This window comes from Conexibacter sp. JCM 18997 (assembly GCF_055391915.1).
In genome coordinates this window covers 2,310,194-2,323,725 of record NZ_AP043885.1, presented here as the reverse complement: position 1 = coordinate 2,323,725, position 13,532 = coordinate 2,310,194, and the positions used below count along the sequence as shown (strand labels likewise).

Below are 13,532 nucleotides of genomic sequence, written 5' to 3'. Positions count from 1 at the left end.
GACATGAGCATCAGGGTGGGCCTGCCAGGAGCAGGCCCACCCGCTCATGCCGCTCTTCCGACTCGCCTCTATGGAAGCAAGCACCAGCGCCCCGCCACCGCCGCCCGCGCTCTCGCGCGGCTTCGGCGCCATGATCCAGGAGTTCCTCAGCAAGTACGGGCTGATCGCCCTGCTGCTGGTCCTCCCGGTCGTGTACGCGATCCAGGACCTCAAGGACGACGGCAACCTCGCCGGGATCGCCAACAACCTCTTCGCCGGACTGTCGAACGGCGCGATCATCGCGCTGATCGCCGTCGGCTACACGCTCGTCTACGGCATCATCGAGCTGATCAACTTCGCCCACGGCGAGGTGTTCATGATCGGCTCGTTCACCGCAGCCGCCTTCTGGGGCACGATCGGGCTGACGCTGACCAGCAGCCCCCTCGTGATCATCCTCGGGCTGCTGTTGACGCTGGTCGTCGCGATGATCGTGTGCGGCGGCCTGAACGTGATGATCGAACGCGTGGCCTACCGGCCATTGCGCAGCGCGCCCAAGCTGGCGCCGCTGATCACCGCGGTCGGCATGTCCTTCATCCTGCAGAACGTCGGCCTGCTGTGGCTGGGCGGCTCGCCCAAGTCGGTCGATGACCTCATCCACGCGCAGCAGGTCGTGTTCACCTTCGTGGGCATCAACGTCAGCCGCGCCGACCTGCTGGCCTTCGTCGTCACGATCCCGCTGGTGATCGCGCTGACGATGTTCGTCACGCGGGCCCGGCTGGGCAAGGCGATGCGCGCCACCGCGCAGGACCCCGAGGCGGCCAAGCTCATGGGGATCAACGTCGACACGACGATCTCCCTGACCTTCCTGATCGGCGGCATGATGGCCGGCGCCGCCGGCCTGACCTACGCCCTCTACCAGACGACGATCTGGTTCTTCCAGGGCTTCCAGGCCGGCCTGCTGGCCTTCACCGCCGCGGTCATGGGCGGCATCGGCAACCTCAAGGGCGCCGTCCTCGGCGGCCTGATCATCGGCTGCATCCAGCAGATCTCCGACAACCGGATCAACCCGGCGTGGACCCCGGCGATCGTGTTCGCCTACCTGATCCTGATCATGGTCTTCCGGCCGCAGGGTCTGATCGGCGAAGAGACGAGGGAGGCAGGATGACCTCACGCATCGGTCGTCCCGTCATCCCGACCTGGGCCAACCGGGCCCTGGCGGCCGTCGTCATCCTGCTCGCCGTCGTGTTCCCGTTCTTCTTCGAGAGCGGGGCCGGCTGGGTCGACGACATGACGATCGCGCTGGCCTACGTCGTGATGGGCCTCGGCCTGAACGTCGTGGTCGGCTACGCCGGTCTGCTGGACCTCGGCTACGTCGCGTTCTTCGCGATCGGCGCGTACGCCACGGGCTGGTTCATGTCGGGCTTCTATGCCGACGCGAACGTGCACGTGTTCGTCAGCGAGTTCACGAAGAACCTGCCGGGCATCCACTTCAACTTCATCATCGTGCTGGTCTTCGCGGCCGCGCTCTGTGCGCTCGCGGGCATCATCATCGGCCTGCCAACGCTGCGTCTGCGCGGCGACTACATCGCGATCGTCACGCTGGCCTTCGGCGAGATCATCCGCGTGTTCGCCACGCAGGGCGACGAGATCAACCTGCCCTTCGTGGGCGGCGACGCGAAGCTCACCGCCGGCCGCCAGGGCATCACGCCGATCGACAAGATCGACCTGCCGTTCGTCGACCAGTTCACCTCGCTGAACCTCAGACCGTGGTACTGGACGGCGCTCGCGCTGGTGCTGATCGTCCTGTTCGTGAACATCCGCCTGCGCGACTCGCGCATGGGCCGCGCGTGGATCGCCCTGCGCGAGGACGAGGTCGCGGCGGCCTCGATGGGCGTGCCGCTGGTCAAGACCAAGCTGATGGCCTACGCCGTCGGCGCGGCCTTCGGCGGCATGTCGGGCGCCTTCCTGGGCTCCTACCTGAACACGGTCAACGCGGACCAGTTCCTGTTCGGCTTCTCGATCTTCATCCTGGCGATGATCATCCTGGGCGGCCTGGGCTCGGTCTGGGGCGTGGTGGTCGGCTCGCTGGCGCTGTCGCTGATCAACACGCGACTGATCCCCGACGTGCTCAACGACGTGCCGAGCAAGATCGGCCTGGACTTCAACCTGGTCGACGTGAACTTCGGCATCTTCGGGTTCCTGCTCGTCCTCATGATGGTCCTCAGACCGGAAGGCCTGATACCGGAGCGACGACGGCAGATCGAGCTCCACGAGGACGTCGACGACTCGCTGGTGGAGGTGACGCACGCATGAGCGACACCGACGCGATCCTGCGCACCGAGCGCCTGTCGAAGATCTTCGGCGGCCTGGTGGCGGTCAACGACGTGACGTTCGAGATCCCGCGCAAGTCGATCGTCTCGATCATCGGGCCCAACGGCGCGGGGAAGACGACGTTCTTCAACATGCTCACGGGGCTGTACAAGCCGTCGACGGGGCGCCTGACCTTCGAGGACACGGAGATCACGCGCCGCCGCCCCGACCAGATCACCAAGGCCGGCGTGGCCCGGACGTTCCAGAACATCCGCCTGTTCTCGACGATGACCGCGCTGGAGAACGTGATGGTCGGCGAGCACTCGCGCATGAAGGCGGGCCTGGTCGGCTCGGTCTTCCGCATGCCGTGGGTGCGCAAGGAGGAGAAGGCGGTCGAGGCCAAGGCGCGCGAGATGCTCGACTTCGTCGGCGTGCGCAAGGACCAGCAGGACCAGCTGGCCACGAACCTCTCCTACGGCGATCAGCGCCGCGTGGAGATCGCCCGGGCGCTGGCCTCCGACCCGCAGCTGCTCCTGCTGGACGAGCCGACGGCCGGGATGAACCCCAACGAGTCGGCGCGCCTGACGGACTTCATGATCCGCCTGCGCGACGAGCTCGGGCTGACGATCCTGCTCATCGAGCACGACATGAAGGTTGTGATGGGCGTGTCCGAGCGCGTGACCGTGTTCGATCACGGCGAGATGATCGCCGAGGGCCTGCCGGCCGACGTGCGGGCCAACCCGCGCGTCATCGAGGCCTACCTGGGCAAGCAGGAGTCCGACTGATGGCGCTGCTCGAAGTCAACGACATCCAGACGTACTACGGGAACATCCAGGCGCTCAAGGGCATCACGATCGAGGTCAACGAGGGCGAGATCGTCACGCTGATCGGCTCCAACGGGGCCGGGAAGTCGACGACGCTGCGCTCGATCTCGGGGCTGAACCCGCCACGTGAGGGCTCGATCCGGTTCGACGGCCAGGACATCAACTTCATGGCCCCGCAGGAGATCGTGCGCCTGGGGATCCTGCAGTCGCCCGAGGGACGGCACTGCTTCCAGCGCATGACCGTGCGCGAGAACCTCGAGCTCGGCGCCTACCTGCGGCGCGACAAGGAGATCGGCCAGGACCTGGAACGCGTGTACGAGCTGTTCCCGCGCCTGCTCGAGCGCGAGAAGCAGAAGGCGGGCACGATGTCCGGCGGCGAGCAGCAGATGCTGGCCATCGGACGCGCGCTGATGGGGCGGCCCAAGCTGCTCCTGCTGGACGAGCCGTCGATGGGCATCGCCCCGATCCTCGTGGAGCGCATCTACGAGACGATCGCGGAGATCAACAAGCAGGGCACCACGATCCTGCTGGTCGAGCAGAACGCCAACTACGCGCTGGGCGTCAGCCACCGCGGCTACGTGCTGGAGACCGGCACCGTCGCGCTGTCGGACGTGTCGGCCAGCCTGCGTGAGAACCCCGAAGTCCAGAAGGCCTATCTCGGAGCATGACTGCCACCGCCATCTTCGCCCTGCTCGGCGCCAAGGCGCTGTACCTCGTGCTCATCTGGCTGGCGGCGTCGATCGCCGCCGCGTGGCTGTCGGAGCGCGCCGGCTACGGCGAGAAGTGGGGGCTGGCCAGCGGCCTGCTCCTGTCCGCCGTGGGCGCGCTCATCTGGCTGGGCATCTACCTGGCCGTGCCGCGGCCGGGCTCGCGCCGCGCGGCCGAGGGCGTCATGCCCAAGCGCCACAAGGCGGCGCCGCTGGACATCGACGAGCGCCCGGTCTAGGCCAGCGCGCTCTTCAGGGCCTCGTCGAGGTCCGCATGGTCGTAGTCGAACCCGAGCGCCAGCGGGCGCTCGGGAACGGCGCGCTGACCCTCGGTGACGATCTCGGCCATGTCGCCGTAGAGCAGCTTCACCGCGAAGCCGGGCACCGGCGCGAAGGCGGGTCGGTGCAGCGCGCGGCCCAGCGCCTTGGAGAACTGGCCGTTGGTCACCGGCTCGGGCGCGGAGCCGTTCAGCGGCCCGCTCCAGTCGTCGCCGTCCAGCGCGGCCAGGTACAGGCCGGCCAGGTCGTCGGCGTGGATCCAGGGCATGTACTGGTCGCCACCGGCCACCGGGCCGCCGACGCCGAGCTTGAAGGGCAGCAGCATCTTGGCCAGCGCACCGCCGTCGGCGTCCAGCACCACGCCGGTGCGGATCAGCGCGACGCGCAGGCCGAGCGCCTCGGCCTTCAGCGCCTCGCGCTCCCAGGCGATGCACACCGCGGCCAGGAAGTCGTCACCCGGCGGGGTCGACTCGGGCACGCGCTCGTCGCCGTGCTTGCCGTAGTAGCCGACCGCCGAGGCCGACACCAGCACCCGCGGCCGCGGTTCGGCCGCCTCGATGCCCGCGACGAGGTTGCGCGTCCCCACCTCGCGGCTGTCGTGGATGCGCCGCTTGACCTCGTCGTTCCAGCGCTGGGCCACGGGCTCCCCGGCCAGGTGGACGACGGCGTCGCGCCCTTCCAGCGCCACCACGGGCGCCGGGCCGGTCATCGGGTCCCAGCCCACCGCCTCGACACCAAGTCGCGCGGAGGCGCCGCTGGGGTTGCGCGACAGGACGGTGACCTCGTCGCCGCGGTCGCGCAGCGCCTTGACGATGCGCACGCCGATCAAGCCGGTCGCGCCGGTCAGGGTGATCCTCATGTCAGGGGTACGTGCCCCGAAGCGCGCAAGCTCACGCGAACAGGCCCTCGCCGAGGTTGTGCCCCGGCTTCGCGCCGGGGAGGATCGCCCAGATCCCGCCGCCGGTGTGCTGCAGATACTCCATCAGGCCGTCCTGGAGGCCGAGCTTGCGCTGGATGGCCACGAACTGCTGCTCGGGATCCTTCTGGAAGGCGATGAAGAACAGGCCGGCGTCGAGCAGGCCGGTGCGGGGGTCGATGCCGTCGGTGTAGGCGTAGCCCCGGCGCAGGATGCGGGTGCCGTCGTTGTTCTCCGGCGCGGCCAGGCGGATGTGGGCGTCGGCGGGGATCACGGGATCGCCGTCCTGGAGCCGAGCGGTGAAGTCCGGCGGGTCGAACTCGGTCTGGCCGGTCAGCGGGGCGCCGGAGTCCTTGTAGCGGCCGATCACATTCTGCTGGTCGCCGAGCGAGTCGCGGTCCCAGCTCTCGATCAGCATGCGGATCCGGCGGGCGACGACGTAGGTGCCGCCGCGGAACCAGGCCTGCGGCTCCTCGGCGCCCGCCCACACGAACCGGTCGAGCTCGTGGTCGTCCTCCACGCGCAGGTTGCGGGTGCCGTCCTTGAAGCCCATCAGGTTGCGTGGGGTGGGCCCGGCCGCCGTCGTGCGCGTGTTGCCGGCGAAGCCGAGCTGCAGCCAGCGCAGCTCGACGATGCCCCGGCCGACGCGCAGCAGGTTGCGCACCGCGTGGAACGCCACCTGCGGGTCGTCGGCGCAGGCCTGCACGCACAGGTCGCCGCCCGTGCGGGCCGGGTCCAGCACGTCCCCGGGGAGCGCGGGCAGCGGCGCCAGCTTGGACGGCTTCCGGGCGGCCAGGCCGAAGCGGTCGTCGAACAGCTTGGGCCCGACGCCGACGGTCAGGGTCAGGCGCGAGGCGGGCAGCCCGGTGGCCTCGCCGGTGTCGACCGGCGGCGTCTCGGACGGGCCCTCGATCGGGCCGACGGGTTGGCCGGCGGTCAGCTTGCGCGCCGCGTCGGTCCACACGGCCAGCAGCTCCGACAGGTCGGACGCCTTGTCGCTGACCACGTCGAAGGACGCGAACACCAGGCGCGCCTGCGCCGGGGTGGCGATCCCGGCCTGGCGCGCGCCGTCGAACGCCACGACATCAGACGAGCCGCCGTCCTCGGACGGGGCCGCCGCGTGGCCGACCGCATAGCCGCCGGCCGCGGTGGCGGCCAGACCCAGGGCCGCGCCGCCGCTGCCCAACAGCATCGTGCGGCGCGTGACCCCGGTCATCCCTGCGCCGGCAGCAGCTTCCCGGCGACCAGCGACAGCGGCTCGGCCAGCGCGGCGACCTGCTGGGCGAACTGGCGGCGGTCGGCGTCGGTCAGCTCCTTGTACGGCGCGAACCCGGACGCGGCGTCGGCCCGCTTGTACTTGTCCAGCCCGGTCTGGAGCGTCTTGATGCGCTCGTCGATCTGCCCGACGAGCTGCGTGTCGCCGTTGGCCTGGAGCACCGGGTCGACCGCCGCGAACGCCGCCTTGGCGCCGTCGAAGTTGGCCTGGAAGTCGGTCAGGTCGGTGTGCGAGTAGCGGTCCTCCTCGCCGGTGATCTTCGAGGCCGACACCTCGTCGAGCAGGCCGACCGCGCCGTTGGCGATCTGCGCGGCCTGCAGGTCCAGGCTGGGGATCTTCGACTGCAGGTCCTTGACGTCGGTGAGCAGCTTGTCGGCGTACGTCTCGGTGCCCTTCGTCGTGTCCTGGTCCCACAGGATCTGCTCGATGCGGTGGAAGCCGGTCCACTGCGACCTGTCGGCCACGTCGTTGACGCGCGCGTCGATCTCGGGGTCCAGGTCGCCGAAGGACTCGGCGATCGGCTCGATCGCCTCGTAGTGCGCGCGCGTGGTGGCGAACAGGTCCTTGGCCTTCTGCGTGTCGCCCGCCTTCAGCGCGGCCACGAACGCGGTGGTGGCGGTGACGAGCTCGTCGGCCTGCTGCTGGACGCCGTCCTTGTACGTCTTGACGGCCTGCGTGAGCTTCTCGTCGTCGACCGAGGGCGTCGCGGCGGCCGAGCCGGTGACGGTCAGCTTGCCGTTGTCGCGCGTGTCGTTCTGGAAGGTGCAGTTGAGGACGTAGGTGCCGGGCTGCAGCGTCAGCGTGAAGTCGCCCGACAGGCCGGGGGCCAGGTTCTCGCGCTCGCCGAGGATGATCCCGTCGGCGTTCTTGACCTCGAACTCGTCGGTCTTGGAGGAGCCGGGGTTGGCCACGGAGATCTTCACCGGGCCGGCCGGGACGCTGGCGTTGATCGGGTCGCAGCCGCTGTCGGTCAGCTTGAAGGCCAGCTCCTTGGCCGACGCCCCGGCGTTGGCCGCGGTCGACGTGGAGGACGAGTCGTCGCTGCCGCACGCTGCCAGCGCGGACGCGGCCAGGACGGCACAGCCCGTGGCGACGACGCCACGGGCGGGGGAGAACGGCAGGTTCATGTCGCTTGCACCTGAGTCGAGGGTTGGTCGCGCGCCTGGCGGGTCTTGCGCTGCGGCCAGAGGACGTACGCCAGCATCGGGATCGCGTAGGCGAGCCAGATGACCACTTCGGCCACGGAGGGATAGGGGTAGATGCCCAGCAGCCCGGTGATCAGGCCGGTGGTCACGGAATCGGAGCTGGGGACGATCACCGCGGACAGGTCGAGCGCCTGCTCGTGTCCGATGGTGATCAGCGCCGCCTCGTTGGCGTGGTGGACCGCGCTGGCCAGCAGGCCGGCGGCGATGATCACCAGCAGCACCGAGGTGATGCGGAAGAAGCGGCTGAGGTTGATCTTCATGCCCGCGCGGTAGATCACGACGCCGATCAGCGCGGCCACGAGCAGGCCGGCCAGCGCGCCCAGCCCCGCGCTCAACGGGCTGACGCCCATCGAGGCCTGGAAGGCGGCGAGCAGGAAGAGCGCGGTCTCCAGCCCTTCGCGCATGACGGCCAGGAAGGCCATCAGCACCAGGCCGGCGGCGCTGCCCGCGGCCAGCGCCGCGGTCGCGTTGGAGCGCAGCTCGCTGCCCAGATGCCGCGCGTGGCGGCGCATGAACACGATCATCCAGGTGACCATCCCCACGGCCAGCACGCCGACGACCGCCTCGAACGTCTCCTGCTGGCGCTGGGGGAGCTGCTCGTCGACGATCTCCAGGACCACGGCCACGAGCGCGCAGATGACGACCGCGATGGCCACGCCCGCCCACACCCAGCGCACGGCATCCGCGCGGCCCTGCTGATGCAGGAACGTCGCGACGATGCCGACGATCAGCGCGGCCTCGACGCCTTCGCGGAGCCCGATGACGAAATGCACGACGGGCAGGGCAGCGAACGCGGGCATCCTTCGGTCAGCCTAACGGATGTCTTCAGCTTCCTAAGCAACCGGGCGCAACGGCCCTCCGGGGCGGGGCGCAGTACGGTGCAGACGTGTCCAGTGACGGCGCTCCGAGCGAGCTCTACCTGATCGACGGCAACTCGCTCGTCTACCGAGCGTTCTTCGCGCTGCCCGAGTCGATCGCCACCTCCACGGGCTTCCCGACCAACGCGATCTTCGGGTTCGCGTCGATGCTGGTCAAGCTGATCACCGACCACGGCGTCAAGCCGACGGTGGTCGTGTGGGACAAGGGCGCCAGCGGCCGCCGGGAGGTCTACTCGGAGTACAAGGGCGACCGCCCGTCGCGGCCCGATCTGCTGCGCGAGCAGTACCCGCACATGGAGCCGCTGGTCGACGCGTTCGGCTACACGAACTACGGCGTCGAGGGCTACGAGGCCGACGACGTGATCGCCACGCTGGCCGAGCAGGCCAAGACCCGATCCGACCCACCCATCCAGGTGACGATCGTCACCGGCGATCGCGACGCCTTCCAGCTGGTCGACGAGAACGTCAAGGTGATGGCCACCGCGCGCGGGATCACCGAGACCAAGCTCTACGGGCCCGACGAGGTGCTGGAGCGCTACGGCATCGGCCCCGAGCTGATCCCCGACTTCTACGGGCTCAAGGGCGACACGTCCGACAACATCCCCGGCGTTCCCGGGATCGGCGACAAGACCGCCGCGCAGCTGCTGCAGGCCTGGGGGACGCTGGAGGGCGTGCTCGAGCACATCGACGACGTCTCGGGGGCCAAGCGCAAGGAGAACCTGCGCGAGCACGCCGACAACGCGCGCATGTCCAAGGAGCTGGCCACGGCCCAGCGCGCCGTGCCGGGCACCGACCTCGACATCACGGCCGCGCTGGCCCGCGAGCCCGACCGCTCCAAGCTGCGCGACTTCTTCCGCGAGTTCGAGCTGCGCGATCCGCTGCGCCGGCTGGAGGAGGCGCTCGGCGATCCCGACGAGGCCGCGCCCGCGCCGGCGGCCGACGTCTCGATCAGCGTCGAGGTGCGCGAGGGCACGCTGGCCGACGCGGCCCGGCTGGACGGCGAGCTGGCCGTCGCCGTCGACGAGCCCGAGACCGCCGAGGGCGAGCTGCTGCCGCCCTCGCCGCTGCGCTTCGCGGCCGCCGCCGGCGGACAGGCGGTGGCCGGTCCGGCCCACTCCCGGGCCGAGGTCGTCGACGCGCTCAGCAAGCACCCGATCGTCGCTCACGACGCCAAGGCGCTGGACGTCGTGCCGCCCAACCTCGTGCACGACACGCTGCTGGCCGCCTACCTGCTCGAGCCGGCCCGGCGCGGCTACCCGCTGCGCGAGCTGGTCGAGGAGCGCGGCCTGGCCTCCGACGCCGAGGACCCGCTGGCCGCCGAGGCGGCGACGATCGGCGCGCTGGCCGCCTGGCAGCGCGAGCAGCTGCTGGACCGCGGCCTGACCACGCTGATGCGCGACGTCGAGCTGCCGCTGGTCGCCGTGCTGCGCCAGATGGAGCGCGAGGGCGTGCGCCTGAACACCGAGCGCCTGGGCTACGTGGCCGACCGCGTCCACGGCGAGCTGCACGACCTCGAGGACGACATCTACGGCCTGGCCGAGGAGGAGTTCACGATCGGCTCCCCGCAGCAGCTGGGGGAGATCCTCTTCGTGAAGCTGGGGCTGAGCAAGAAGCGCCGGGGCAAGACCGGCTTCTCGACCGACGCGCGCGTGCTGCAGCAGATCCGCGACGAGCATCCGATCGTCCCCAAGATCGAGCGCTGGCGCGAGCTCAACCAGCTGGCCAAGACCTACCTCGACGTGCTGCCGGCGCTGGTCGACGAGGAGTCGCGGCTGCACACGACGTTCATCCAGGCCGCGGCCACCACGGGCCGGCTGGCCTCGACGAACCCCAACCTGCAGAACGTGCCGGTGCGCACGCCGCTGGGTCGCGAGATCCGCGGCTGCTTCGAGGCCGCTCCGGGCCACATCCTCGTCTCGGCCGACTACTCGCAGGTCGAGCTGCGGGTGCTGGCCTTCGTGGCCGACGAGCCGGTGCTCAAGGAGATCTTCGTGCGCGGCGAGGACGTGCACACGGCGACCGCGTCGACCGTGTTCGCCAAGGAGCCCGCCGATCTGACGCCGATGGATCGCAGCAAGGCGAAGATGATCAACTACGGGATCGTCTACGGCCTGAGCGACTACGGCCTGGCCGAGCGCCTGAACATCCCGCGCGACGAGGCCAAGGAGGTGATCGACACCTACCTGGCCCGCTTCCCGCAGGTCGCCGCGTTCATCGAGGGCACGATCGAGCAGGCCAAGGAGCTCGGGTACGTGACGACGATCTTCGGCCGCCGCCGCCAGATCCCCGAGCTGCGGGCCCGCAACTACGGCGTGCGCACGCTGGGCGAGCGCCTGGCCGTCAACACGGTCATCCAGGGCACCGCGGCCGACGTGATGAAGCTGGCCATGATCGGCGCCGCCCGCGCGGTGCAGTCCGAGGGCCTGACCGCGCGCATGGTGCTGACGATCCACGACGAGCTGCTGTTCGAGTGCCACCCCGACGAGGAGGAGCCCGTCCGGGCCCTGCTCGAGCGCGAGATGGTCGCCCCGTGGGACGACCGCGACCCGCCGCTGGCCGTGGACGTCGGCGCGGGCCGGACCTGGCTGGACGCCAAGTAACCGTCGCCCGAGGCCGTCGCTGGCCACGCGCGAGCCGCTCCGGCCCGTTGTCCGCTCGAGCCCGGCATGCGGGTCGAAGCGGACAACGGGGCGCGCTCAAGTCGGTCAGTCGGCGGCGGGCGTGGCCGTGCGCGCCGCCGTCGCGGTCGCCTCGTCGCGCTCGCGGAACCACTCCTCGCCCTCGATCGACAGGTTGGGCACCCAGCCCAGCCAGCGCGGGAACCACCAGTTGGCCTTGCCGATGAGGACCATCGTGGCCGGCACCAGCAGGCAGCGCACGAGCGTCGCGTCGACGGCCACCGCGACGCCGAGCCCGACGCCGAACTGCTTGACGGTCGGGTCGCCGTTGAGGATGAAGGCGAAGAACACGCTGACCATGATCAGCGCCGCCGAGGTGATCACGCGACCGGTGGCGCCGATGCCCTCGACGACGGCGGCGTGGTTGTCGCGGGTGCGCGACCACGCCTCGCTCATGCGGCTGACCAGGAACACCTCGTAGTCCATCGACAGGCCGAACAGCACGGCGAACATCATCAGCGGGACGAAGCTGACGATCGGGACGTCGTGCTCGAGCCCGACGAGGTTGATCAGGAAGCCCTTCTCGAAGACCAGGGTGACCACGCCGAACGCGGCGGCGATCGAGACGACGTTCATGATCGCCGCGGTCAGCGGGATCACCAGCGAGCGGAAGGCCAGCACCAGCAGCAGGAAGCTGAGCAGGATGACCACGCCGATCGTCTGCGGGAGCTTGTCGGAGATCTCGTCGGCCAGGTCGACGTTGCCGGCGGTCGAGCCGCCCACGTAGACCTCCATGTCGGCGCCCTTGATCGCCTTGGGGATCACGTCGTCGCGCAGCGTGGCGACCAGATCCGCCGTCTTGCGGTCCGACGGCGACGTGGTGGGGATCAGGTTGAGCACCGCGGCGGTGCCGCTCTGGTTGACCAGGGGCTGGGACACGCTGGCCACGCCCGCCGTCTTCTGCAGGTCCGTGCGCAGCGTCTGCAGGCGCGGGTCGGTCGCCGGGTTGTCGGCCTTCTGCTTCTGATCGTCGGCCTGATCGCTGATCTGGTCCAGCTGCTTCTCCAGCTGGGGCTGGACCTGCGCCTGGGCCTGCTCCGGCGTCGCGCCCTGGGCGACGAGCGCCTGCTCCTGCTGGTCGGCCTGGTCGTTGGCCTTCTGCTTCTGCTGCTGCTCCTGCTTGTCGATGCTGTCCAGCTGATCCTGGTCGGCGGCCGCGGGCTGGGCCGACAGGTCGACGCTGATCAGGAACGGGCCGTTGATGCCCGGGCCGAAGCCGGCCGCCAACGCGTCGTAGGACTGCCGCGACTGCGTGTCCTTGGGCAGCGACCCGTTGTCCTGCTGGCCCAGGTACAGCGAGAACATCGGGATGGCCAGCGCGCCGAGCAGGACGACCGCGACGACGAGCGCGGGGATCGGGCGCTGGGCCACGAACGCGCCCCAGCGGGTCCACAGCCCCGGGTGCGCGCTCGCGTCGTGGGCGCCCATCAGCGGCAGCGGCAGCGCGTCGATGCGCGAGCCGATCGCCGACAGCAGCGCGGGCAGGAGCGTGATCGCCGCCACGATCGCCACCAGCACGACGATCGCCGCCGTGAAGCCCAAGGTGCGCACCAGCGGCAGGCCGACCACGGCCAGCGAGGCCAGCGCGATGATCACCGTGCCGCCGGCGAACACCACGGCGCCGCCGGAGGAGGCGGTGGCCCGCGCCACCGACTCGCGCAGCTCCATGCCGTCGTGCAGCTGTGTTCGGTGGCGGGTGACGACGAACAGCGCGTAGTCGATGCCGACGCCGAGCCCGATCATGGTGGCCAGCGTCGGCGCGACGGTGGGGACGGCGATCAGGTGGCCGAGCAGCGTGATGATCGACAGCCCGCTGATCAGGCCGAAGATGGCCGTGATGATGGGCAGGCCCATGGCCACGAACGTGCCGAACGTCAGCAGCAGGACGATCACCGCCACGCTGAGGCCGACGACCTCGCTGCTCTCCGTCGACGGGGTCGACAGCTGCTGGCCCACGTAGCCGCCGGCCGACACGTCCAGCCCGGCCTTGGCGATCGGGTCGGCCTCGTCGACCAGCCCCTGCGCCTCGTCCTCGGTCAGGTCGCCCGCGCTGGCGTTGAGGTTCAGCGCGATGTAGGCGGTGGTCTTGTCCTTGGAGACCTGGCTGGCCCCGGCGCTGGACAGCGGGCTGATCGCGTTGACGACGATCGGATCGGCCTCCATGGCCTTGACCGCGGCGTCGATCGGGTCCTTGTAGTCGTCGTCGGTGACCTTGTGACCCTTGGGCGCGACGAACACGATCGGGTTCATCCCGTTGGCCTGCGCGGGGAAGCGCTTCTGCAGCAGGTCGGTGGCCGCCTGGCTGTCGGTGCCGGGCAGCGTCAGGTCGTCGTTGAGCTCCTGGCCCGCCGCGCGGGCCCAGCCGCCGAGGCCGAGGAGGATGACCAGCCAGATGGCCAGCACCAGCCAGCGGTGGCGCGCGCAGAAGCCGCCGAGCCGGTAGAGGTAGGGCGTCACGACCCTCTTCTACCAGCATCGAC

Annotated in this window: 11 protein-coding genes; 6 read left to right on the top strand and 5 right to left on the bottom strand. The window is 70.2% G+C overall.

The genetic code is table 11. From position 1 onward, the window contains the following. Window positions 1–70: 70 nt before the first annotated feature. Genes ACZ5UI_RS11830 through ACZ5UI_RS11810 form a run of 5 tightly spaced genes read left to right on the top strand, consistent with a single transcriptional unit; the run spans window position 71 to window position 4,059 of the window. Entirely contained in the window at window positions 71–1,144 is a 1,074-nt protein-coding gene (locus ACZ5UI_RS11830; protein ID WP_464197387.1) for a branched-chain amino acid ABC transporter permease, read from the top strand. Then, window positions 1,141–2,292, top strand: coding sequence for a branched-chain amino acid ABC transporter permease (locus ACZ5UI_RS11825; RefSeq protein ID WP_464197386.1), 1,152 nt, complete (start codon window positions 1,141–1,143; stop codon window positions 2,290–2,292). The genes ACZ5UI_RS11830 and ACZ5UI_RS11825 overlap by 4 nt, the downstream gene beginning before the upstream one ends. Then, entirely contained in the window at window positions 2,289–3,074 is a 786-nt protein-coding gene (locus ACZ5UI_RS11820) for an ABC transporter ATP-binding protein (protein WP_464197385.1), read from the top strand. Before ACZ5UI_RS11825 ends, ACZ5UI_RS11820 begins: the two co-directional genes overlap by 4 nt. After that, window positions 3,074–3,781 carry an ABC transporter ATP-binding protein gene (locus ACZ5UI_RS11815; protein ID WP_464197384.1) on the top strand — a complete coding sequence of 236 codons (708 nt, stop codon included), beginning with the start codon at window positions 3,074–3,076 and terminating at the stop codon, window positions 3,779–3,781. Before ACZ5UI_RS11820 ends, ACZ5UI_RS11815 begins: the two co-directional genes overlap by 1 nt. Further along, on the top strand, window positions 3,778–4,059 hold the full coding sequence (locus ACZ5UI_RS11810) for a hypothetical protein (protein WP_464197383.1): 282 nt from the start codon (window positions 3,778–3,780) through the stop codon (window positions 4,057–4,059). The genes ACZ5UI_RS11815 and ACZ5UI_RS11810 overlap by 4 nt, the downstream gene beginning before the upstream one ends. On the opposite strand, the gene ACZ5UI_RS11805 is transcribed toward ACZ5UI_RS11810, so the two are convergent. From ACZ5UI_RS11805 to efeU, 4 genes are read right to left on the bottom strand one after another with little or no spacing between them, the layout of a single operon-like run. After that, window positions 4,056–4,958, bottom strand: coding sequence for a TIGR01777 family oxidoreductase (locus ACZ5UI_RS11805; RefSeq protein WP_464197382.1), 903 nt, complete (start codon window positions 4,956–4,958; stop codon window positions 4,056–4,058). The two genes, ACZ5UI_RS11810 and ACZ5UI_RS11805, sit on opposite strands and share 4 nt — an antisense overlap. Window positions 4,959–4,989: 31 nt before the next feature. After that, a complete protein-coding gene (gene efeB / locus ACZ5UI_RS11800) occupies window positions 4,990–6,231 on the bottom strand; it encodes an iron uptake transporter deferrochelatase/peroxidase subunit (protein ID WP_464197381.1) in 1,242 nt (413 codons plus the stop codon). Continuing rightward, on the bottom strand, window positions 6,228–7,418 hold the full coding sequence (gene efeO, locus ACZ5UI_RS11795) for an iron uptake system protein EfeO (protein WP_464197380.1): 1,191 nt from the start codon (window positions 7,416–7,418) through the stop codon (window positions 6,228–6,230). Before efeO ends, efeB begins: the two co-directional genes overlap by 4 nt. Next, complete coding sequence (efeU, locus tag ACZ5UI_RS11790) at window positions 7,415–8,296, bottom strand: iron uptake transporter permease EfeU (protein ID WP_464197379.1); 882 nt, start codon at window positions 8,294–8,296, stop codon at window positions 7,415–7,417. Before efeU ends, efeO begins: the two co-directional genes overlap by 4 nt. 86 nt (window positions 8,297–8,382) lie before the next feature. Here efeU and polA point away from each other — a divergent pair, with 86 nt between their 5' ends. Next, on the top strand, window positions 8,383–10,974 hold the full coding sequence (gene polA, locus ACZ5UI_RS11785) for a DNA polymerase I (RefSeq protein WP_464197378.1): 2,592 nt from the start codon (window positions 8,383–8,385) through the stop codon (window positions 10,972–10,974). A gap of 105 nt (window positions 10,975–11,079) precedes the next feature. On the opposite strand, the gene ACZ5UI_RS11780 is transcribed toward polA, so the two are convergent. Beyond that, complete coding sequence (locus ACZ5UI_RS11780) at window positions 11,080–13,509, bottom strand: MMPL family transporter (protein WP_464197377.1); 2,430 nt, start codon at window positions 13,507–13,509, stop codon at window positions 11,080–11,082. Window positions 13,510–13,532 lie beyond the last annotated feature (23 nt).

Bases quoted from the DNA above. Each gene is read 5' to 3' on its own strand.
- ACZ5UI_RS11830 (WP_464197387.1), top strand. From the start codon at position 71: ATGGAAGCAAGCACCAGCGCCCCGCCACCGCCGCCCGCGCTCTCGCGC.
- ACZ5UI_RS11820 (WP_464197385.1), top strand. From the start codon at position 2,289: ATGAGCGACACCGACGCGATCCTGCGCACCGAGCGCCTGTCGAAGATC.
- ACZ5UI_RS11810 (WP_464197383.1), top strand. From the start codon at position 3,778: ATGACTGCCACCGCCATCTTCGCCCTGCTCGGCGCCAAGGCGCTGTAC.
- ACZ5UI_RS11805 (WP_464197382.1), bottom strand. From the start codon at position 4,958: ATGAGGATCACCCTGACCGGCGCGACCGGCTTGATCGGCGTGCGCATC.
- ACZ5UI_RS11825 (WP_464197386.1), top strand. From the start codon at position 1,141: ATGACCTCACGCATCGGTCGTCCCGTCATCCCGACCTGGGCCAACCGG.
- efeO (WP_464197380.1), bottom strand. From the start codon at position 7,418: ATGAACCTGCCGTTCTCCCCCGCCCGTGGCGTCGTCGCCACGGGCTGT.
- efeU (WP_464197379.1), bottom strand. From the start codon at position 8,296: ATGCCCGCGTTCGCTGCCCTGCCCGTCGTGCATTTCGTCATCGGGCTC.
- ACZ5UI_RS11815 (WP_464197384.1), top strand. From the start codon at position 3,074: ATGGCGCTGCTCGAAGTCAACGACATCCAGACGTACTACGGGAACATC.
- efeB (WP_464197381.1), bottom strand. From the start codon at position 6,231: ATGACCGGGGTCACGCGCCGCACGATGCTGTTGGGCAGCGGCGGCGCG.